Origin of the sequence: Chryseobacterium gambrini, from assembly GCF_900156825.1 — a bacterium.
Classification (GTDB): domain Bacteria; phylum Bacteroidota; class Bacteroidia; order Flavobacteriales; family Weeksellaceae; genus Chryseobacterium; species Chryseobacterium gambrini.
Window position 1 is genome coordinate 1 of the sequence record NZ_FTOV01000024.1, and the last position, 23,064, is coordinate 23,064.

The following is a 23,064-nucleotide window of genomic DNA, read 5'->3' on the forward strand; positions in this document are numbered from 1 at the left end:
TAAATTCTATGAGACTTTTTTTTTGCGCATAACTCTCCATCTCTCATCTTAATCTATCCCTTATCAAAGGAAAGAAACAAGGGAAAAGTAAAAAGTAAAAAGAAACAAGTAAAAAGAGAAAAGTAAAGAAGCCGGAGGATATAATCATTCATCATTCATCAATTATCAATATTGTTTGCCATTCCTAGCCGCGATAGAAACGGTTACCCCGCAGCGGGAACAGGAAAAGTGAGGGCACTAACCCGGGAAGCAGGGTGCGAGGAGTAAGAGTGGATAGCGGGATAAAGCTCCTGAAAATATATTTCGCATATTAAAGACGTTTTATCTAAAGTAGCGTATAATTTTTCTTCCCATAACTTGAGAATTTTCTTTGATTCAATTATTTTTATTCTTAAAATGTAAAATAGACTAAATCTCTTAATCCCTCTTACTTTATATCGTAAATTTATGATATGAAAGAGCATATTGTAAGAGGTTTTAGGTTTAATATTTATCAGGAACCTGAACTGTCTGTATTTGACCGATTGCTGGAAATTTTTACGGATTTACTGACTCATACTTCAGGTGATTTTGATGAAGCAATTGACTGGCTTCGGATGTTGGATGAAGAATACCAATTAACCACTCCTGAATATACAATAGATGACTTTATTGAAGATCTTAAGAAGAAAGGATATATTCGGGAAGAGATTAATCCAGATGGAAATGGCAATGGAGTTACCTTAAGTGCGAAAATGGAACAGAATATCCGTAAACAGGCACTTAAACAAATATTCGGGAATCTTGAAAAGAGCGGAAACGGAAATCATAAAACGAATAAAAGCGGAGCAGGTGAAGACTTAACCGGAGAATTCAGAAATTATAATTTCGGAGATGCTGTGGAAAAAATTTCAATGACGGAGAGTCTAAAGAATGCACAAATCAATAATGGGATCGGAGATTTTCATCTTACGGAAAATGATCTTATTGTTGAAGATAGCATACATCAGTCTCAAATGAGTACTGTTTTAATGATTGACATCAGCCACAGTATGATTCTTTACGGCGAAGACCGCATTACTCCGGCTAAAAAAGTTGCGATGGCACTTGCTGAATTAATCACAACGCGTTATCCGAAAGATACGCTGGATATTATTGTTTTCGGGGATGATGCATGGCCGGTAAAGATTCAGGAACTTCCTTACCTGCAGGTTGGGCCTTATCATACGAATACTGTTGCAGGACTTCAGTTAGCAATGGATATTTTGCGCAGAAAAAGAAATACCAACAAACAAATTTTTATGATTACCGACGGAAAGCCAAGCTGTGTGCGTGAACCGGATGGTACTTATTATATGAATTCTTACGGACTGGATGAATATGTAGTTCAGAAATGTTACAATATGGCAGCTCAGGCAAGAAGGCTCCATATCCCAATTACTACTTTTATGATTGCACAGGATTCTTATCTGCAGCATTTCGTGAGCGAATTTACAGAAGCCAATCAGGGAAAAGCATTTTATACAGGTCTTAATGGTTTAGGAAACATGATTTTTGAAGATTATGAATCCAATCGTAAAAGAAGAATCCGTTAAAATTATTACTCAATAAAAATTATCAATTAGATTTAAATACAATGACTGCAAAGCCAGAAATAAAAACGCTGGGTGCGTTAAAAGCATCAGGTTATACATCAAAACATATTAAAGAAGAATTACGGGATAATTTAAAAACTAAAATCCGAAATAGAGAATCTGTATTTGAGGGAATTTTCGGATACGAAAACACAGTAATTCCTCAATTGGAGCATGCCATTCTCAGTAAGCATAACATCAATTTATTAGGATTGCGAGGTCAGGCTAAAACAAGACTGGCAAGAATGATGACAAGCTTGTTGGATGAATGGATTCCTTATGTGGACGGAAGCGAGATTAATGATGATCCTTTTAACCCGATTTCCCGGTTTGCAAAAGAATTAATTGAAAAAGAAGGCGATAGCACGCCTATTGAATGGCTTCACCGCGATGAAAGATTTTTTGAAAAACTTGCCACTCCGGATGTTACCGTTGCCGATCTTATTGGTGATGTGGATCCGATAAAAGCTGCCAATCTTAAATTATCTTATGCAGACGATCGTGTGATCCATTTTGGAATGATTCCGAGAGCCAATCGCTGTATTTTTGTAATTAACGAGTTACCTGATCTACAGGCAAGAATTCAGGTTTCTCTGTTTAATATTTTACAGGAAGGCGATGTTCAGATTCGTGGGTTTAAAGTGAGAATGCCTTTGGATATTCAGTTTGTTTTTACCGCCAATCCGGAAGATTATACCAACAGAGGAAGCATCGTTACTCCTCTGAAAGACCGTATCGGATCGCAGATTTTAACGCACTATCCTGAAAATATCCATATTGCGAAAGAAATTACAAAATATGAATCCAGTCTGGACAGCCGCCAGAAAAGCGGAGTGTATGTTCCGGCTTTAGCCCATGATCTTCTGGAACAGATTGGTTTTGAAGCCCGCGAGAGCGAATATGTAGATGCAAAAAGTGGTGTCAGTGCACGTATGAGCATCACGGCTTTCGAAAATTTGTTGAGTACGGCAGAACGTAGAGCTTTGTTGGCTGGCGAAGAAAAAACTTCGGTGAGATTGAGCGATTTCGTTGGCGTTATTCCTGCGATTACCGGAAAGGTAGAACTGGTTTATGAAGGAGAGCAAGAAGGAGCAGAATCTGTGGCACAACTCTTAATAGATAATGCGGTAAAAACTCTGTTTACCACGTATTTCCCCAAAATAGAAAAACTGGAGAAAAAGAATGTAGACGGACCATTCAATCAGATCACCGACTGGTTTTTACAGGATGACGGGTTTTTAGAAATTACCGACGAATCTCCGGATGAAATCTATGCGAAAAACCTAAATCGAATTACTCCGCTTGATGAAATCATTGAAAAATACCAACCCGATACCCAACCCGAAGATCTTCTGTTTTTAAAAGAATTTATTCTTTGGGGATTGGCTGTGAATAAAAAACTGAATAAAGAAAGATTCAGAACGGGAGTTTTCTTTTCATAGAATCTGTTTTATGAGGAGCTGTTTCCCGCTTTCCGCACTCGCTATTTTATAGATTCGGCGGCGGCAAAGCCGCCGCCGAATCTATAAAATGAGCTCAAACAAATGCTGCAATCGGGGCTAAAATGAAAGTCAGAATTCAAAATATTGGACTAACTTACCTATTCAAAACAAAAAAAGATGTAGAATTAATTTCCACATCTTTTTTATTTATAATCAATCATCAATCATCAAACCTGTATAACTCCAAGATTAAACTTCTCAGTAATCGGAGAATGATTCGCCGCTTCAATTCCCATAGAAATCCATTTTCTGGTATCAACAGGATTAATAATTGCGTCGGTCCACAACCTCGCTGCTGCATACGTTGCTTCCGTCTGTTTCTTATATTTTGCCGAAATAGAATCCAGAATTTCTTTATGTTCTTCCTCAGAAATTTCTTTTCCTTGCTTTTTCAGAGTAGACTCCTGAATCTGTGCCAAAACTTTTGCCGCCTGTGCACCGCCCATTACCGCAAGATCTGCCCATGGCCACGCAACAATTAACCTTGGATCATAAGCCTTTCCGCACATCGCATAATTTCCGGCTCCGTAAGAATTTCCTGTAATAATCGTGAATTTAGGAACTACAGAATTAGAAACAGCATTTACCATTTTTGCGCCATCCTTAATAATTCCTCCGTGTTCAGATTTAGAACCTACCATAAAACCGGTGACATCCTGTAAAAACACCAAAGGAATTTTTCTCTGGTTACAGTTCGCAATAAATCGGGTTGCCTTATCCGCAGAATCAGAATAAATCACCCCTCCAAACTGCATTTCACCCTTTCCGCTTTTTACAAGCTTTCTCTGGTTTGCTACAATTCCTACAGACCATCCATCGATTCTTGCCGTGGCACAGATAATGCTTTTCCCGTAATCAGGCTTATATTCTTCGTACTCAGAATTGTCTACAAGACATTTTATAATATCGTACGTATCATACTGATCCGCTCTTGAAACAGGCATAATCCCGAAAATATTTTCAGGCTTTTCTTTCGGCTGAGCACTTTCAATTCTGTCGAAACCCGCTTTCTCAGTACTTCCCAAAGACTTCATGATATTCTTAATTCTGTTCAGCGCATCTTTATCATCTTTAGCCTTATAATCCGTAACTCCCGAAATCGAACAATGTGTAGTGGCTCCTCCCAGAGTTTCATTATCAATACTTTCCCCGATTGCCGCTTTTACCAGATAACTTCCTGCAAGGAAAATAGAACCCGTTCCCTCCACGATCATCGCTTCATCACTCATAATCGGAAGATAAGCACCACCGGCAACACAGCTTCCCATCACAGCAGAGATCTGAATAATTCCTGCAGCACTCATTTTAGCATTATTTCTGAAAATTCTCCCGAACATCTCCTTATCAGGGAAAATCTCGTCCTGCATCGGCAAATAAACACCTGCGGAATCTACCAGATAAATAATCGGAAGTCTGTTTTCCATGGCAATTTCCTGAGCTCTCAGATTCTTCTTACCCGTGATCGGAAACCATGCTCCCGCCTTTACAGAAGCATCATTTGCCACAATGATGCATTGTCTTTTAGAGACATACCCCATTACCACAACAACCCCTCCGCTTGGACAGCCTCCGTGTTCCTCATACATCTCATATCCTGCAAAAGCACCAATTTCTATGGAATCAGAATCCTTATCAAGAAGATAGTCTATTCTTTCTCTTGCCGTCATTTTTCCCTCATCACGAAGCTTCTGAAGCCTCTTTTCACCACCCCCCTTTTTAATTTCTGTCAATAAGCGATTGATGTCGGATAATTTTAGTCTGTTCTGATCTTCTCTTTTGTTGAATTCAATGTCCATAAAAATTTCAATTTTTTCCGTTTAAAGATACTATTTTTTACATGGAATGAAAATGGATATAAACAAATGTTTAATAAATTGGTTTTCAGAATTTTATGAAATATTTAACAAAAAATATATTTTTTATGGTTCGTAATTTGCTAAATTTACATTAGAGAAAGGGAGAGTGAAATCTCATCCTTCCTCTAAGTTCCTAGTTTATTTTTTTAATAGTTTATTATTTGAAGGCCCTGAAAGTTGAATAAATTTTCAGGGTTTTTTTATTTTATGTTAAATAGGAGTCTTAATTCCTGATTTCCTTCAAACAATTCGCATTTTAAATTTTATCAGAAAATCAGAAGCTTTACTGAAAAATTATTACACGAAATGTAAAACCTATTTGTATTTTTGCAGAAATAGTAAAAGAAGGTAGGATATGCATAAATTGGCTCTTTTCAGATTGCATTTGATAGTGTTTTTGTGGGGATTTACAGCAATTTTGGGAAAACTGATTCATGCGAATGCGGAAATTCTGGTTTTTTACAGAATGCTGTTTGCGGCGATCTGTCTTTTTGTGTACATCCGTGTTTTCAAAAAAGACAGCATTAAAGTTTCGAAGAAAGTATTTTTCCAGCTGGCTGCAATCGGCTTTTCGATGGCGCTTCACTGGTACTGCTTTTTTTACTCCATTAAAATATCGAATGTTTCCATCGCCTTAAGCTGTCTGTCTTTATCCACCTTATTTGCATCCATTCTGGAACCTTTGATTTTTAAAAGAAAGATCGATGTTTCGGAAGTCGTCATGGGAGTGGTGATTGTCGCCTGTATTTTGTTGATCTTCAAAACAGAATTTCAGTACAAAGAAGGAATATTTTACGGAGTACTGTGTGCCATTTTCGGAACCATTTTTTCGGTTTTTAACGGAAAGATGTTTGGAAAAACAAGCTCAGGAAATATTATTTTTTATGAAATATTTTCAGGATGGTTTATTTTATTGATATTTTATCTCTTCTCAGGACAAATTTTTTCGATAAATGAAATAAGTTACCGCGATATCGCGTTAATAGGTTTACTGGCAAGTGTTTTCACAGCTTTCCCGATGCTGGAATCGGTGAATCTCATGAAATATATTTCGCCTTTTACATTAATTTTAACAGTTAATTTAGAACCGGTTTACGGAATTATACTAGCTTTTTTTATCTTTGGGGAATCAGAACACATGAGCCCGATTTTTTACATCGCTTCAGGAGTTATGATACTGGCAATCATTGCTAACGGATTGATAAAAGCTAAAAAACAAAAAACTTTAAATTAAGCATCAATTGATATGATGAAAAAATATTTTTTACTTGCATTCTCTCTGGTTTTCGGGATATCGCAATCCCAGATCATCAGAAAATATTCCAACGAATTTCTGAACATCGGAGCCGGAGCAAGAGGTCTTGCCATGGGAGGTGCGGTGATCTCCAATCAGGATGATGTCTATTCCCCAATGTGGAACCCCGCTGGATTAATGGGCGTGGAAAAAGACTGGCAGGGCGCAGCAATGCACGCCGAATATTTCGAATCTATCGCAAAATACGATTATCTAGCCTATGCAAAAGTGCTGGAAACCGGAGTTTTCGGAGTTTCTGTTGTAAGATTGGGAGTAGATAATATCTTAAATACCACACAGTTAATCGATACTGAAGGAAATATTGATTATGACAAAATCACCAAATTCTCCCAGTCCGATTACGCAGCAATTCTTTCGTATGCATTCAACCCGGGAGGAAATCAGAAGCTTGATGTGGGGATTAACGCTAAAATCGTTTACAGAAATGTAGGGAAATTTGCCAACGGATACGGTTTCGGTTTCGATGTAGGGGCTATTTATAAAATGGACAACGGCTGGAAACTGGGAGGTATGCTGAGAGATGCAACCACTACAGTCAACTTCTGGAGCGTCAACCAGAAAGAACTTTCCACCGTGGTTAACGGAGAAGAATTCAACCCTGCGCCAAAAGATAAAATGGAGCTTACAATGCCGAAATTAAATGCAGGTGTAAGCAAAATGTTTGAAATCAACAGCAGTGTTTATGTATTGCCGGAAGCAGGAATTAATGTAGATTTTGCAAAAACTGCCGCATTGGTTTCTACCGATTTTGCGAGTTTAACACCGTATGCCGGAGCAGAATTAGGCTATCAGAAAATGATTTTCGTGAGATTGGGGGTGAACAGATTCCAGTCGATTACAGATATTGAAGATCTTCGAAGAAAAGTTTCTTTCCAGCCGAGTGCGGGAATCGGGATCAGATACCGAGGTCTTACGCTGGATTATGCAATTACAAACTCCGGAATCGGAGGGTCTAATTTCTATTCCAATTTCTTTTCTCTGAAACTGGATATCGGGCAATTCAGAAACGACTAAATTTTAAATTAAATGAAAAAAATATCACTTATCATATTAACAGCCAGTTCGATGTTTGCTTTCGGACAGAAGGTTTCGGATTATAAATATATTTCTCTTCCTTCGAAACTGGAAACTTTTAAAGAAGATTTCGGGTTGAATAATTTATTAACCAAAACTTTAAGAAGCAAAAATTATACAGTAATTCCTTCGGATAAGTTACAATGGCCGGCTGAAGCGCAAAGTAATCCGTGCAATGTTTTGATGGCAGATATCATCAACGACAGTGGTTTTTTACGAAACAAGGTACTGGTTCAGTTTAAAGACTGTAATGATAAAGTAGTTTCATCCATTAAAGGAGCTTCTAATATTAAGGAATACAAAGAAGGTTATCAGGATGCACTGAAACAGACTTTTGTATCTATTTCTCCGGCTAATCCTACAGCACAGCCAGCTTCACAGGTAAAAGTTCAGGAAACCGTAACAGCAAACTCTACGCAGGTTGTTACCAACAGTTCTTCTTCATCTGTAGACAATACCGCGTTGAAATTCAGCAACGGAAAAATGGATCTTCAAAAAATTCAGATCGACAATTCTCAGTTTATTCTGGTGAATTCTAACAGCTCTTCGCCGTTTGCAACTTTTAAAGCCACAACAAAAAGCGATGTTTTCAGAGTTAAACTACAAAACGGAGAATCTACATTAGGATACTACGAAAATGGAAATATTATTATAGAAATGCCTTTGTCCGGCGGTGAGTACGGCAAAGAAATATTTTATAAAAAATAACGGCATTACAGCATAAATCAAAAAGTCCTCGTTACGAGGACTTTTTTTGTAAATTTAAATATGAAGAAGTTTTTGAGTTAAGAAGTCTTTAACTTCATCTAATTTATAAAAAATATTTAAATTAACAAATATTATAAAAATTATTTTCATAAAATAATTTATTATTTGCTATTTTTTTCACGTTTATCATTATTCGTTAAAAAAATCGTAAATGATTTTCGCTTTGCTTTTCCCTAAAATCTCCTCCAATGTCTCAAGATTAGATTCCTTGATTCTCTTGACTGATTTTAATTTTGAAAGCAATAATTCAATTGTTTTTTCCCCAACTCCCGGAATTTCTTCCAGTTCAGATTTTATCGTAGAATTTTTTCTTCTGGTTCTGTGATGTTTAACGCCAAATCGGTGCGCTTCATCTCTCACACGCTGTAAAATTTTCAGGGTTTCAGACTTTTTATCCAAATATAACGGAATAGGATCTTCCGGAAAGAAAATCTCTTCCAGACGTTTCGCAATGCCTACAATGGTAATTTTTCCGTATAATCCTAACAGTCTCAGACTTTTTACCGCAGAAGATAACTGACCTTTTCCACCGTCAATTAAAATCAACTGAGGCAGATCTTCGCCTTCATCCAGCATTCTTTTGTAACGGCGGTAGATCACTTCCTCCATTGTAGCGAAATCATTGGGACCTTCTACGGTTTTCGGATGAAAAATTCTGTAATCGGCTTTGCTTGGTTTTCCGTCTCTGAAAACAACACAGGCAGAAACAGGATTTGTTCCCTGAATATTGGAATTGTCAAAACCTTCAATGTGTCGTGGTTCAACCGGCATTCTCAGCAATTTCTGCATTTCAGACATAATTCTGTTCGTATGTCTTTCCGGATCGACGATCTGAACCTGTTTTAATTTTTCCAAACGGTATTCTTTCGCATTCTTTTCAGAAAGCTCAACAATTCGCTTTTTATCACCTACTTTCGGAACGATCAGTTTTACATTCGGAATTTCAATAGACAGGTGAAAAGGCAGAAGCACTTCTTTTGAATGGGAATCGAATTTCTGACGGATTTCCACCAAAGCCTGCTCCATAATGTCTTCGTCGCTTTCTTCAAGGATTTTTTTGATCTCGGTGGTATAACTCTGGATAATATTTCCATTCCTTATTTTAAAGAAATTAACGTAAGCAGCCGTTTCGTCACTTGTCATTCCAAAAACATCCACATCATCAATACTCGGATTCACCACTGTATTTTTAGTCTGATAATCTTCAAGCGCATCAATTCTTTCCTTGATGATTTGAGCATTTTCAAACTGAAGATTCGTAGCATATTTCATCATCTGGTTCACCAGATATTCTTTTGCTTTACGGAAATCTCCTTTGATGATTCCACGGATGGCATCTATTTTTTCATCATAATCTTCCTTGCTTTCCAAGCCTTCGCAAGGACCTTCACAGTTTTTGATGTGATATTCCAGACATACTTTGTATTTTCCTTCATCAATTTTACTCGGAGCTAAATTGAGATTGCAGGTTCTTAATTTGTAAATATGCTTTATCGTATCAAGAAGAATCTTTGCAGGACGTACTTTTGCGTAAGGTCCGTAATATTCGGAACCGTCTTTAATCTTGGTTCTGGTAAGAAAAATTCTCGGAAAATCTTCGTTTTTAATACAGATCCACGGATACGTTTTGTCATCCTTCAGCATGACATTATAAAACGGCTGATGTTCCTTAATTAAATTATTTTCCAGTAAAAGTGCATCATATTCACTGTTAACGATCGTTGTTTCCAGCCGCTGGATTTTTCCCACCATGATTTTGATGCGGTACCCCGAAAGATTTTTGTTGAAATAGGAGAGAACCCTTTTTTTCAGATTTTTAGCCTTTCCTACATACAAAAGCTGATCATTTTTGTCATAATAACGATAAACACCGGGCTCGGAAGGTAAAGTTTTGAGTTGTAATTCTAAAGAAGGATTCATATAACAAAATTACGGAATTTAGAAGCACAAAAAAAGCCGCAGAAATACTACAGCTTTATAATGTTTGTTAAAATTGATTGTAATTAAACAGTTTCTTTATAAACGATTTATTCTTTTGTACTTAAAAATTTAGCTTTGGGTCATTTCTGTGTACTGATACACTAAAAAGCTGAAATAATCCCATTCCACAGAATTCTTAGGATATTTTTTCATAAACTCAGGATTGTCGCCAAAAAGAAAATCATAATTGTCTTCGAAATCATCTTTATGAAGCCACATTACTTTGTCACCTTTTTTTACATAGTAGGATTTTGTAACACCGCCACCCAATTGTGGAGAACCCATCACCGAAAATCCGCCGGTTTCTTTTGCTCTGGGATCATGATAAACAGAAATGATATCATCAAATTCCGGATTAATGACCTGCATTAAGAATTCTTTGTCGTCTTTCTTATTTTTCAGGGAAACGGTCTGGTTTACAAAGTGAATACGGTCTTTGGTGGTTGAGTTTTTTAATTTCTTGGTCTGATAGTTTCTGATGTTGCCCATGTATTTAAAAACTTTCCCGACTTTTTCAGCCTCATTCGGATACAGATACATTTCGCTGATGTTATCGGCTACAAATACCGATGGCTTTTTAGAAATGCTGTCTTTCAGGGTAACCTCGAAAATCTGACCTTTTTTCGTATCTGTTTTGCTGCAGAAACCTTTATGAGTCGTTCCGTCCTTTAATATTACGGTAGATGTCTTTTTTACAGAGGGAGCATTAAAACCTTCATTAAAAAGGTACTGTTCCATTTTTTTAATTTCTTCTTTGGAGTATTTTACTTTCTGTCCGAAAGAAGCTGTGCTTACAAGAAACAGCGTAAACACTAAAGTTTTAAGTTTCATGGGATATTAATTTTTATATTTCGGCGGTAAAAATAGCAAATTAATTCACTTATTCTCAGAAAAATACAGACTGTTGAAATTTAGTTTTTCCAATCGTTGCCAAATGTGTAATTTTAAGACAAAATTTAGAGAATGATATACGGTGTAGATGTTTTCAGTTTCCATGATGTTCTGGAGATCTGTAAAACTCCTGATAAAGCTAAGCTAAACAAGGCTGCCAAAGAACAGATTTTAAAATCACAAAAGAACGTACGTGAAATTGTAGAATCAGACAGAACGGTTTACGGAATCAATACAGGTTTCGGCCCTTTGTGCGATGTAAAAATATCTGAAGAAGAAACCGCACAGTTACAATATAATCTGATTATTTCTCACGCAGTAGGTGTAGGAAAGCCGATTGATAAAGAACTTTCAAAAATCATGATGATTGCAAAAGTTCATGCACTGTCAAAAGGTTTTTCCGGAGTCTCTCTGGAAGTGATCGAAAGATTGATCCTGATGCTGGAAAAAGATATTATTCCGGTAGTTCCGGAGCAGGGTTCTGTAGGAGCTTCCGGAGATTTGGCTCCTCTGGCTCATCTCGTTTTACCGCTTTTGGGGCTTGGAAAAGTTTGGGTTGGAAATGAAATTTTTGAAACAGCCGAAATTTTAGAGAAAAACAATCTCGAACCTTTGGTTTTAGGACCGAAAGAAGGATTGGGATTAATCAACGGAACGCAGTTTATTCTTGCTCACGCGATTAAAGGATTAGAAAAATTTGAATATTTGCTTGATCTTGCGGATATGACGGCTGCAATGAGTATTGAAGCTTACAGAGGTTCTGCAAGTCCGTTTAAAAAAGAACTGCATGAGATCCGTCCTTTTGAGGGAAGTAAAAAAGTTGCGGCAAGAATGCTTAAATTTTTAAAAAGTTCTGAAAACCTTAAAGCACACGAATATTGCGACAGAGTTCAGGATCCGTATTCCATGAGATGTGTCCCGCAGGTTCACGGAGCAAGCAGAAACGCCTTCGAACATCTGAAAATGATGGCAGAAACGGAACTGAATTCCGTAACAGATAATCCAATTGTTTTAAGCGCGGAAGAATCTATTTCCGGAGGAAATTTCCACGGACAGTTAATGGCTTTACCTTTGGATTATGCAACTTTGGCTGCTGCCGAACTGGGAAATATTTCAGACCGAAGAAGTTACTTGTTACTGGAAGGAAAATATGGCTTACCAAGATTACTGACGGAAAGTTCGGGTTTAAATTCAGGATTTATGATTCCTCAATATACTTCTGCAGCGTTGGTTACGGAAAATAAAACATTGTGTTTTCCGGCTTCTGCGGATTCTATTCCAACGAGTCTTGGACAGGAAGATCATGTTTCGATGGGAAGTATTTCCGGCAGGAAATTCAATCAGGTTCTTGGAAATTTAGTCAATATTTTAGCGGTTGAACTCATGTTTGCGGCACAAGGTCTGGAATTCCGAAGACCGGCAAAATGTTCAAAAATTATTGAAGAAAATTTTGAAATCCTACGTTCAAAAGTAGCTAAGCTTGAAGATGACAGACTGATTGGTCATGATATGCTTGCAATAGCAGAATTGATAAATGAAAGGAAATTTATAGTTAATTAAAACAAGATGAAAAAAATTATAGTAGCATTTGTTCTTTTGATAGGAGTTACAGGTTTTGCCCAAACTTCAAAAGAAGCAAAGATCAAAGAATTAATTGAAGTTACCGGGGTGAGTAAAATGGCGGTACAGGGAGCTCAGCAATTTGTAAATACATATAAAGAAAATTATAAAGATATTCCTGATGAATTTTGGAATGGATTTTTAAAAGAAGTTTCCACAGAAGAATTTTCTAAACTCTATATTCCTATTTATTCAAAATATTATACAGAATCGGATCTTGATGAACTGATAAAATTTTATAAAACTCCTATCGGGCAAAAGACAATTTCTAACATGCCTTTAATCATGAATGAAAGTATGGAAGTCGGCAGAGAGTGGGGACAGAATTTAGCCAAAAAGCTGATTGATAAAATTAACGAACAAAAAGGGTATCAATCTCCACCACCACCAAAAAGTAAATAACACAAAGGCTTCCGCAAATGGAAGTCTTTTTTATTTTTTAAGATTTAAAAAAAATATTTGTATTGAATTGTGAAAATATGAGTGTTATTTGTGTTAAAAAATATAAACTTTGAAAAAGTATTAAAAGATAAAAACAAAATCTTTAATTTAGCCTAAAACCATTTCCATGACAATTAAAAGAACAGATTCTTCCAATAAAGATTTTCAAAATTTAGTACAGCTTTTAGATGCGGATTTAGCCATTCGCAATGGGGAAGATCATTCTTTTTACGATCAGTTTAACAAAATTGATGCGATCAAAAACTGTATTGTTATTTATGTGGATGAAATTCCTGCGGCTTGTGGGGCATTTAAAAAATTTGATGAAGAAACAGTTGAAATTAAAAGAATGTACACCAATCCTGATTTCAGAAAGAGAGGTTTGGCAACAGCCATCGTTAAAGAACTTGAATTTTGGGCAAAAGAATTGAATTATACAAAAGCAGTGTTGGAAAGCTCATTGGAGCAGAATGAAGCACTTTCCGTTTATGAAAAAAGCGGTTACACAAGAATTCCAAATTACGGACAGTACATCGGAATTGATAAAAGTGTCTGTTATGAAAAAGTTTTATAACTTAATTTTATAGTATTATTTTAAGCATAATAAATTTTTAAATTCTGTTGTTCGGTAATTCATTGTAAATTAATATCTTGGTTTTACCAATCAAATAGTATTTATATGAGAAAAAATGTTTTTTACCTTTTATTGTTATTCTTTGTTTTCACGGCATGTAACAGAGACGATCTTCAGAACAATGTTGCCAATACAGAAATTACCCAGAAAGATCCTTTAACGGCAAAACAGATCAATGAAAAAATCAACGAAACCATCAAAACGAAAGGCAGATTTTCATGGAATGAATCTTCCGATCATTTTCTGTGGAGCGGGATTTTTCAGGGAAATAAAATTGCTTCCATCGGATTTGGCTCTTCTTTCGACAGAAGTCTGGATGCAGACAACAAAGCCATTGAAAACGAAATTTTAGACCTGATTAAAAAATATGAAGGAAAGACCGACAGAATTTTACTGTCTTCAGACCAATATCTGAATCAGATCGACGTTGCCATCGAAAAGCAGGAAACGGTGATTGCCCTTAGAAAAATGAAAAATATCCGTTATCTGGAACCTGCAGATTACCGTTATTTCGAAAACGAAAAACAATTTGGGGCAACTTCAAAATCCAGCAGTAGTTCTTCAGGATGCGGATTTGAATCTACCGCTTTGAATGCTGCGGATTATACAACCGTTTCTCCTAACGCAAAAGCACCGTGGTCATTTACGAAACACAATATCATTAATGCATGGAGCTACAGCACAGGAGCTGGAGTGACTATAGGAGTTATAGACAGCGGTGTTTCTCCGGAGCAATCTTTATTAGGAAGCAGCTTTAATAACGGACTTTCTACAGGAAGAACCATCAGTAAAAACGGAGTGTATGTAGATTCAGTCTGGCCGTGGAGTACAGGATATGACGGTTCCGCGGATAAATGTGGTCACGGAACAAGCATGGCTTCTGCCGCCGCCGCTCCGAGAAATAATCAGGGACAGCCGGTTGGTGTGGCTTACAATGCCAATCTGGTAACGTACAGAGCAGCTTCTAATGTAGTTTTGGACGGATATCACGAGCAAAACGGAGTGAAAATTGCCTTTACAGAACTGGGAAATAATAATAGTGTAAAAATTATTTCAATGTCGATGGGACATATCTTTTCTGTCGGGAAAATTGAAGATGGCGTAAAATACGCGTATTCAAAAGGAAAATTAATTTTCTGCGCAGGCGGAACTTCCACCAGCTTCACCAATTTCGTAGGTGTAATTTTTCCTGCATGGATGCCTGAAACACAAGCGATAACCGGAGTAAAAGAAAATACGTCCAATCAGAAATGTGATGTCTGCCACTCAGGAAGCGAAATAGATTTTACTTATCAGATGGAAAGAGGTTCAGCAAGCAACATTCCGGTCTTAAGTTACTATAACGGACAAACGGATTATGTAGGTGGTTCTTCTGTAGCAACAGCTTCCACAGCAGGAATTGCGGCGTTGGTCTGGGCTAAAAATCCTTCATGGACGAGAGATCAGGTTATTAATAAAATGAGACAGTCTGCAACCTATTATCCGACTCCGAACTCAGATTACGGATATGGAAATATTAATGTTTTACAGGCGGTGCAGTAAAAATTCAAACTAAAAATAGAGGAAAGGGAATATTGTTAATTAACGATATTCCCTTTTTATTTCTCCTGAATCATCATATTAAGTATTTCTACGTAAAGTGAAAAATTAGTAAATCTACGCTAACCGCTCTAGAGGAAGTGTGGTATCTTTGAAAGGTGATCACAAACAAAACTTAATAATCATGGAGACCAGAAACCATTCAAACGGGGCGAAATCCGAAAAGCCAGAAGAGTAGGAACACAAAATAAAATTAAAACATGGAAACAAAAGAATTAGTAGGAGGCTGGACAGCGTATCATCCTTTAACACCGGAAGATCAAAAAGTATTCGACGAAGCAATGAATGGATTTGTTGGAGTAAAATATCAACCGCAATCTGTATCTACACAAGTGGTAAACGGAACAAACTACCGTTACCAGTGCCTTGCTTCCATGCCGCCTTCTGAGGTAGTTTGGAATGCCGTTGTAGAAATCTATGCTCCGATTGACGGACAACCTCATATTGTTGGTATCCAAAGAATCTAATGATAGCATTGCACTTAATAAAAAAGAAACGGAAGAAAATTTCTTCCGTTTTTTTTTATCCTATTCTCACGCTCGTCATACTCAGAGATCCTGCAATTAATTCATCATTAAATAAACTCAGGTTTTCAGATTTCTCTTTCAGTCCTAAAGTATAGAGTAAAGGGAGATAATGATCGGGAGTGGGAACCGCATATTGCAGCGAAGTTCCCTGTTTCTGGTAATCGATGATGTTCCGGAAATTTCCGTCCAAAAGCCAGTTGTTGGTTTTTTCTCTGGCTTCAATCGCCCAGTCCCATCCGGCTCCGACAGTATTGATATTTCTCCAGTCGATCAGTCTCAAATTATGAACAATGTTTCCGCTTCCGATAATTAAAATTCCTTTTTCGCGGAGCTTATTGAGTTTCTTAGCTAAATCAAAATGATACTGCGGAGGTTTTGTATAATCAATACTCATTTGAATAACAGGAATATCTGCATTCGGATACATATGTTTAATCACAGACCATGCTCCGTGATCCAGTCCCCAGTTGTGATCTTCCTCTACGATAACCGGAGCCAGCAATTCTGCCGTCTCTTTTGCCAACTCAGGATTTCCCGGAGCAGGATACTGTACATCAAACAAAGCCTGCGGAAAACCTCCAAAATCATGAATTGTTCTCGGCATATCCATTGCCGTTACTTTCGTTCCCTGCGTAAACCAGTGTGCCGAAATACAGAGAATGGCATTCGGTTTCGGAATTTCAGCCGCAGCTTTTCGGAAACCCTGTACAAACTGGTTTTCTTCAATAGCATTCATTGGCGAACCATGTCCCAGAAAAAGAACAGGCATTTTCTGAGTATTTTTAAAATTTTCGCTGATGTTTTGTAAATCGTTAAGGTTCATTTTTTTATTCTCAAAAACAGAAAAGAGCAAAGGTAATGTAACTTTCCTTTGCTCTTTTACCTTGATTTTTATGTTCTTATGCTTGTTTTACAAACTGTAATTCTCCGGCGATTTTTACTTCCTCGCTTACCATTACACCTCCTGCTTCAAGCGCAGCATTCCAGTTCAGTCCGAAATCTTTTCTGTTGATTTTCCCTTCGAAAGAGAAACCAGCCTTTGTATTTCCCCAAGGATCAACATTAATTCCGTTAAAATCCACATCAAGTGTTACAGGCTTTGTAATTCCGTTAATCGTTAAATTTCCTGTTACTTCATTGTTCAGTGCAGAAGATTCGAAAGTAATCGTAGGATTGGCTTCAGCGTTAAAGAATTCAGCAGATCTTAAGTGATTATCTCTGTCTGTATTGTGCGTAGAGATAGAAGCTGTCTGAACTGTTGCCGTTGTTTTAGCATTCGCAAAAGTATCGTCTTCCGCATCAATTTCAGCCGTAAAATCGGTAAAGTTTCCTTTGATATTAGAGATCATCATGTGTTTTACTTTAAAAGTAATTTCACTGTGAGCAGGGTCTAGGTTCCATTTTGTTGCCATTGTATTAATATTTTTTGTTGTTAATTATACCGCAAATGTATATCAGAAGAGAGGTACAAATCATTGACGTAGGATAAGAAATGCTTTTCGCTGTATTTTTCACAATCCTGCTATTTCAACGAACGAGAAATCTTAAAAATATTTTTTAAGGAAAAAGCAAAACAACCTTAATTTCTCATACACTCACACTCTTAAACACTCCAACCCTCCAACTTTAAAACTCTCAACTCTCAAACTCAATCAGGAGCTTTATCGAGCTTTCCGCACTCGCTATTTCTTTAGTTTCGGCGCGGCAAAGCCGCGCCGAAACTAAAGAAATGAGCTCAGACAATTGCTGCAATCGCGGCTAGGATTGAAGCCGGTTATTCATTACACGTCATTGCGAGCAGAAGGTCTGCGAACGTAGTTCTGAAACGGCAAAGCAATCTCAATAAAACAAAAGCCTCTCTTTATCATTCAGCAAAAATCAAACCCGAACTTCAAAAATGGCTCGGATCTGCGTTACATATTCTTACAAAACAAAAAAGCATACAGTTCATTTGCTGAGTGAATAGTTTATGCCGAGCTTATCGAAGTACCTTTGCGACCAAAAATCCGCCTAATCATTAAAACAAAACTATTGCGTATTTTGCGTTAAAATTCTAATCCAGTCATTGTGACGTAGAAATCTCAATAAAGCAAAAGTCTCACTTTGTCGTTTAATAAGATTTGAAATTACTTCAAATAAATAAAAAATAAACAACAGCAAACAGCCATCAACAACCAACAAAAAACCAAACTCCATTTTACTTTAACACTTCTTAACCATTGATATTTATTTCTTATTTTTGAGGGATTCAATTTTATACAATGAAATTATATAAATTATCTTTATGGATGTTGGTTTTGGGAAGCAGCGCATTGGCTCAGACCCAAAAATTTACAATGGCGGAGGCAGTAAACGGGATGAGAACCAACTTAGCCGTTAAAAACATCTCGCAGTTTTCATGGTCTGCAGATGGGAAATCTTATATTCAGGCGGTAAAAGGCGGATATTTAATCACCGATCTGAAAACCAACAAACAGGATACGCTGGTTTCTTTATCTCAACTGAATAAGAATTTAACAGACAATAAATTCAAAGCAGTTCCACAGATTAAATTCATCAGCAATTCTCAGGGATATTTTAATTCCGGCGGAAAAATGATATGGGTAGAAAAATCCGGCAGCGACTGGAAAACAAAAAATTCCGTTGCTTTGGATAATAACGCTGAAAATATGAAGATTTTTGGAGATAACCAGACCTTTGCATTTACCGTAAAGAATAATTTATTTGTTAACAAAAACGGAAAAACCATTGCGGTAACCAACGATACCGATGAAAATATCCTGAATGGAGCTTCCAATGTTCACCGAAACGAATTCGGAATTGATACCGGAATTTTCCCGGCTCCAAATTCTGAAAGTGTAGCGTTCTATAGAATGGATCAGACGATGGTTGCTGATTATCCGATTATTGACTGGTCTGTAACTCCTGCTGTAAATCACAATATCAAATATCCGATGGCGGGAAAAACGTCTCATCAGGTAACTCTGGGAGTTTTCAATATTAAAACTCAGAATACAACCTTCTTAAATATCGAAGGCGAAAAAGATCAGTACTTAACGGCTGTTACCTGGAGTCCGGATTCAAAGTATATTTTTGTAGGCGTTCTGAACAGAGGACAGAATTACCTGAAAATGAATCAATATGATGTTTCGACAGGAAATTTAGTGAAAACTTTATTCGAAGAAACCAGCGATAAATATGTAGAACCTCAACATCCTTTAACGTTCTTCCCGAATTCCAATACAGATTTCATCTGGCAGAGCCAGAGAACAGGATACAACCATTTATTCCACTACAATCTGGAAAAAGGACTTGTTGCACAGATTACAAAAGGAGATTGGCTGGTAACGGATATTTTAGGTTTCAATGAAAAGAAAAAAGAAATCTATTTTACCTCCACGAAAGAGACTCCATTGGAAAAGCATTTGTACAGAATCAACTGGACGAATTTTAAGATGCAGAGAATGGATAACGCAGAAGGAGTTCACTCCGGGGTGTTAAGCAGTGACGGGAATTTCCTGTATGATGTCTACAGCAACGCCGATACACCAAGAGTTGCCAACATCATCAACACAAACACTTTAAAAACAAACAATCTTCTGACTGCTGAAAATACACTGAAAAATTATCAGCGCCCGGAAATTAAAAATATCAACTTAAAAGCTTACGACGGAACAATTTTGTACGGAAAAATGATTCTTCCGATCAATTTTGATCAGAACAAGAAATATCCGGTGATCGTTTATCTATACAACGGTCCGCATTTGCAGCTTATTACCAATTCTTTCCCTGCATCCGGAAATCTTTGGTACGAATACATGGCGCAAAACGGATACATCATTTTCACGATGGACGGAAGAGGTTCTTCTAACCGTGGGTTAAAATTCGAGCAGGCAGTTTTCAGAAATCTGGGAACAACAGAAATGAACGACCAGATGAAAGGAGTAGAGTATTTAAAATCTCTTCCTTACGTAGATTCCGAAAGAATGGGAATCCACGGATGGAGCTTCGGAGGGTTTATGACAACGAGTTTCATGCTTCGTAAGCCGGATGTTTTCAAAGTGGGCGTTGCGGGAGGACCTGTTATCGACTGGAGTATGTACGAGATCATGTATGGCGAAAGATACATGGATACTCCGCAGGAAAATCCACAAGGTTATGCAACAGCCAATCTTCTTGATAAAGTTCAGAATCTGAAAGGAAAATTATTAATGATTCACGGAGCGCAGGATGATGTTGTGGTTTGGCAGCATTCGGTTAAATTCATCAAATCTGCGGTTGATAATGGTGTTCAGTTGGACTATTTTGTATATCCGGGACATCCGCACAACGTGATCGGCAAAGACAGAGTGCATCTTATGCAGAAAGTAACAGATTATTTTGATCAGAATCTGAAAAAATAATCCTGAAAAATTGATAATGAACTTCACCAAAAAAGGCAGAGTACACTTTCACACGTTCGATTCGTTGAGGTTTCTGTCTTTTTTATTGGTTTTTTTACGCCATTCCCCCGTTCCCGAAGATAGTTTTCTATACTATTTTTCCAAGCAAGGGGGGATTGGTGTTTCTTTTTTCTTCGTACTGAGCGGTTTCCTTATCACCTATATTCTTATTCTCGAAAAAATAAACAATAACGGAACAATTCCGCTGAAAAAGTTCTTTATGAGAAGGATTTTAAGAATATGGCCGCTTTATTATGCCATGGTACTTTTTGCGATATGTACGCCTTTTGTTCTTGATTTTTTTAATATTTCCTATTCCAACGAAGGATATCAGCCAAATTGGTTGCTTACCCTTACTTTTCTGGAAAATTATATGGCGATGTATACCAATCAGCTTCCCAAAGTATCGCCGATTACTGTGATCTGGTCTTTGTGTATCGAGGAGCATTTTTACATTTTTTGGGGACTGGCTTTTTACTTTATTTCCCTTAAAAATATTCCGAAACTTCTTCTGGGAAGTATTGTTTTTTCATTCATCATGCAGATGGTGTACGAAAAATTACAAATTCCGACTTTAGATCTCTTTACCAATATTCATTATTTTGCTTTCGGAGCAATTCCTGCATATATTTTTGTCTTTAGAGAAGATCTAATCCAAAAGCTTGAAACGGTTTCTGCTGTTTACAAATACAGTTATGCTTTTTTGGTGTTGGCATTTATTGTTTTTATAGGGAATTCAAAAATAATTTCAAATCCTGCACTGATTTCATTTCTTTTGAGTGTTTTATTTTCAGGGTTAATTTTATCTACTTTAGGAACAAAAAATGTTTTTAAAATTTCAGATAAAAGTATTTTGGCAAAACTTGGAAAATACACTTACGGACTGTATCTTTTTCACACCATTTTAATCATGTTTTTTATAAAAATAGGAAATAGATTCAATCTCAACTGGATGTTAGTCGTTGCGCTGTCATTTATTGCTTCGGTTGTATGCTCGGTGCTTTCTTACCATCTTTTCGAAAAACAGTTTTTAAGACTTAAAAGCAAAATCAGCACTTAATATCTCATTTCCTTTCTTATCAAACATCAATGCATCTTATTTTCAGTTGCCGTAAATTTGTACTATAAAATCAACAATATGGAATTAGGAATAGGAATGTTTGGCGATCTTGCTTTCGACCAGACAACAGGAAAATATAAAGATGCAGGAGTAAAGATTCGTGAAATTCTGGAGCAGGTAAAATTCATGGATGAGGTAGGAATTGATGTTTTTGCCATGGGAGAACATCACCGTCCCGATTATGCGGTTTCTTCTCCGGAAATTGTTCTGGCTGCAGCGGCAAGTATTACAAAAAATATAAAATTAGCGAGTGGTGTTACGGTTTTAAGTTCATCAGAGCCTGTAAAAGTATATGAAGATTTCTCGACTCTGGATTTAATCTCAGACGGGCGTGCTGAAATTTTCGTCGGAAGAGGAAGTTTCATCGAATCGTTTCCGTTGTATGGGTATTCTTTAAACGATTATGAGGAACTTTTTGATGAAAAATTAGATTTATTGCTTAAAATCAATTCTCAGGAAAATGTAACCTGGAAAGGAAAACTTCGTGCACCAATGCAAAACCAGACGGTTTATCCGAGAGCAAAAAATGAAGGAAAACTGCCCATCTGGAGAGCTGTCGGCGGAACCCCGCAGTCGGTTTTAAGTGCCGCAGAGTTGGGAATGCCTTTAGTGGTGGCAATTATTGGCGGAATGCCGGTACAATTCAGAAATTTAATTGAATTCTACAAGCAGGAATATAAAAAAGCGGGACACGACGTTTCAAAAATGCAGATTGCCGTTCATTCGCATACTTTTGTAAGTGATGATCCGGAAGTGATTGAAGGATATTTCCACAACTATAAATCGCAGATGGACAGAATCGGTTCTTCCAGAGGTTGGGCTCCTTACACGAAAATGCAGTATGACGGCGGAAGAAGCAAAGAAGGAGCATTGTTCATAGGTACTCCGAAAGAAGTGGCAGATAAAATTGCTTACCTGAAAGAAATTTTCGGCATTACAAGATTTATCGGACACATGGATGTGGGAGCTCCGGAGCATGATCTTATGATGAAATCTATCGAGCTGTTTGGCAAAGAAGTAAAACCACTCATCCAAGATCTTTAAAAACAAAACCTCCGCTGAATTTCAGCGGAGGTTTCTCTTTAATAAAAATCATCTGTAAAAATGAAACAACATCCTGTTGTTTAGAAATTAATCAATATAAATTATAAGGCTTTATAGTAAACTATTGCAACCTGCGGATGAAAGGCAAACATGAACGTTTCAAAACAGTCTCCTGAAGTATTTTTACTTAAAAGATACTTATTGTCGATGATATCGATCAGCAATAATTCAGGCGTGTAAAAAGTCAAACCTATTTTATGCTTTGAAGGATCTTCCACATTGGAGCTGATAAGATCCAGTTTGAAATTTTCAATCGGGAAAAAAGTATTTCCCAAAACATCCGGAAGACTTCTGATCTCACCGTTAAGCTGGGCAACATAGTTCACCACCGCTGAACTCAGCAAAAACGGAATTTTTTCCGCATGAGGATTTTTTCTCAGCAATTCCCAGTAATTCTTTACCGGATTTTCTTTATCATCAAAAACCTGATGCTGGATTTTATATTCAAAATACGTATCCTCAAAAATGTATTTATCCCAGACAATTTCAGAATTCTGATCAATTAAAATCCGGAATCCCAGTTTTATTTTAGCCTTCATCATTTTAAATTTTAATAAAACAGGGCAGTCTTTTTCTGA

The 23,064-nt window shown here is 37.0% G+C and carries 19 protein-coding genes; 13 read left to right on the forward strand and 6 right to left on the reverse strand.

Annotated features, from left to right (window positions below):
* Positions 1–452 precede the first annotated feature (452 nt).
* Positions 453–1,574 (forward strand): vWA domain-containing protein, encoded by a 1,122-nt coding sequence (locus BW951_RS21580; protein ID WP_076396665.1) that lies wholly within the window; start codon positions 453–455, stop codon positions 1,572–1,574.
* 41 nt (positions 1,575–1,615) lie between these two features.
* On the forward strand, positions 1,616–3,055 hold the full coding sequence (locus BW951_RS21585) for an AAA family ATPase (protein WP_076396667.1): 1,440 nt from the start codon (positions 1,616–1,618) through the stop codon (positions 3,053–3,055).
* 227 nt (positions 3,056–3,282) lie between these two features.
* Here the strand turns inward: BW951_RS21585 and BW951_RS21590 are convergent, their stop codons facing one another.
* A complete protein-coding gene (locus BW951_RS21590; protein WP_076396669.1) occupies positions 3,283–4,911 on the reverse strand; it encodes an acyl-CoA carboxylase subunit beta in 1,629 nt (542 codons plus the stop codon).
* 415 nt (positions 4,912–5,326) lie between these two features.
* Between BW951_RS21590 and BW951_RS21595 the strand changes: the two genes are divergently transcribed.
* From BW951_RS21595 to BW951_RS21605, 3 genes are read left to right on the forward strand one after another with little or no spacing between them, the layout of a single operon-like run.
* Positions 5,327–6,205 carry a DMT family transporter gene (locus tag BW951_RS21595; RefSeq protein ID WP_076396671.1) on the forward strand — a complete coding sequence of 293 codons (879 nt, stop codon included), beginning with the start codon at positions 5,327–5,329 and terminating at the stop codon, positions 6,203–6,205.
* Between the two features lie 12 nt (positions 6,206–6,217).
* The gene (locus tag BW951_RS21600; protein WP_076396673.1) at positions 6,218–7,300 is read left to right on the forward strand and encodes a putative type IX sorting system protein PorV2; all 1,083 of its coding nucleotides are present in this window, start codon (positions 6,218–6,220) and stop codon (positions 7,298–7,300) included.
* Positions 7,301–7,312: 12 nt separating this feature from the next.
* Positions 7,313–8,068 (forward strand): hypothetical protein, encoded by a 756-nt coding sequence (locus BW951_RS21605; protein ID WP_076396675.1) that lies wholly within the window; start codon positions 7,313–7,315, stop codon positions 8,066–8,068.
* 189 nt (positions 8,069–8,257) lie between these two features.
* Here the strand turns inward: BW951_RS21605 and uvrC are convergent, their stop codons facing one another.
* Positions 8,258–10,048, reverse strand: a complete 1,791-nt coding sequence (gene uvrC, locus BW951_RS21610; protein ID WP_076396677.1) for an excinuclease ABC subunit UvrC — start codon at positions 10,046–10,048, stop codon at positions 8,258–8,260.
* Positions 10,049–10,177: 129 nt separating this feature from the next.
* Entirely contained in the window at positions 10,178–10,939 is a 762-nt protein-coding gene (locus BW951_RS21615; protein WP_076396679.1) for a hypothetical protein, read from the reverse strand.
* A 132-nt stretch (positions 10,940–11,071) separates the two neighbouring features.
* Here BW951_RS21615 and hutH point away from each other — a divergent pair, with 132 nt between their 5' ends.
* From hutH to BW951_RS21640, 5 genes are all read left to right on the forward strand, one after another.
* On the forward strand, positions 11,072–12,559 hold the full coding sequence (gene hutH, locus BW951_RS21620) for a histidine ammonia-lyase (protein ID WP_076396681.1): 1,488 nt from the start codon (positions 11,072–11,074) through the stop codon (positions 12,557–12,559).
* Between the two features lie 6 nt (positions 12,560–12,565).
* Positions 12,566–13,021: a DUF2059 domain-containing protein gene (locus BW951_RS21625; RefSeq protein WP_076396683.1), complete on the forward strand. Its 456-nt coding sequence runs from the start codon at positions 12,566–12,568 to the stop codon at positions 13,019–13,021.
* 166 nt (positions 13,022–13,187) lie between these two features.
* On the forward strand, positions 13,188–13,634 hold the full coding sequence (locus tag BW951_RS21630) for a GNAT family N-acetyltransferase (RefSeq protein WP_076396685.1): 447 nt from the start codon (positions 13,188–13,190) through the stop codon (positions 13,632–13,634).
* A 105-nt stretch (positions 13,635–13,739) separates the two neighbouring features.
* A complete protein-coding gene (locus tag BW951_RS21635; protein WP_076396687.1) occupies positions 13,740–15,236 on the forward strand; it encodes a S8 family peptidase in 1,497 nt (498 codons plus the stop codon).
* A 257-nt stretch (positions 15,237–15,493) separates the two neighbouring features.
* Positions 15,494–15,760, forward strand: coding sequence for a hypothetical protein (locus BW951_RS21640; protein ID WP_076396689.1), 267 nt, complete (start codon positions 15,494–15,496; stop codon positions 15,758–15,760).
* A 55-nt stretch (positions 15,761–15,815) separates the two neighbouring features.
* Here the strand turns inward: BW951_RS21640 and ygiD are convergent, their stop codons facing one another.
* Complete coding sequence (gene ygiD / locus BW951_RS21645) at positions 15,816–16,643, reverse strand: 4,5-DOPA-extradiol-dioxygenase (protein WP_076396691.1); 828 nt, start codon at positions 16,641–16,643, stop codon at positions 15,816–15,818.
* A gap of 76 nt (positions 16,644–16,719) precedes the next feature.
* Positions 16,720–17,232, reverse strand: a complete 513-nt coding sequence (locus tag BW951_RS21650; protein ID WP_076396693.1) for a YceI family protein — start codon at positions 17,230–17,232, stop codon at positions 16,720–16,722.
* An 849-nt stretch (positions 17,233–18,081) separates the two neighbouring features.
* On the opposite strand from BW951_RS21650, the gene BW951_RS21655 reads away from it, so the two are divergent.
* The 3 genes from BW951_RS21655 (at position 18,082) to BW951_RS21665 (ending at position 22,426) form a co-directional block, all read left to right on the forward strand.
* The gene (locus BW951_RS21655; protein WP_076396695.1) at positions 18,082–20,223 is read left to right on the forward strand and encodes a S9 family peptidase; all 2,142 of its coding nucleotides are present in this window, start codon (positions 18,082–18,084) and stop codon (positions 20,221–20,223) included.
* Between the two features lie 16 nt (positions 20,224–20,239).
* Positions 20,240–21,322, forward strand: a complete 1,083-nt coding sequence (locus BW951_RS21660) for an acyltransferase family protein (protein ID WP_084196512.1) — start codon at positions 20,240–20,242, stop codon at positions 21,320–21,322.
* Positions 21,323–21,400: 78 nt separating this feature from the next.
* A complete protein-coding gene (locus BW951_RS21665; RefSeq protein ID WP_076396699.1) occupies positions 21,401–22,426 on the forward strand; it encodes an LLM class flavin-dependent oxidoreductase in 1,026 nt (341 codons plus the stop codon).
* Between the two features lie 101 nt (positions 22,427–22,527).
* Here BW951_RS21665 and BW951_RS21670 read toward each other — a convergent pair whose 3' ends face one another.
* The gene (locus BW951_RS21670; protein WP_076396701.1) at positions 22,528–23,025 is read right to left on the reverse strand and encodes a hypothetical protein; all 498 of its coding nucleotides are present in this window, start codon (positions 23,023–23,025) and stop codon (positions 22,528–22,530) included.
* Positions 23,026–23,064 lie beyond the last annotated feature (39 nt).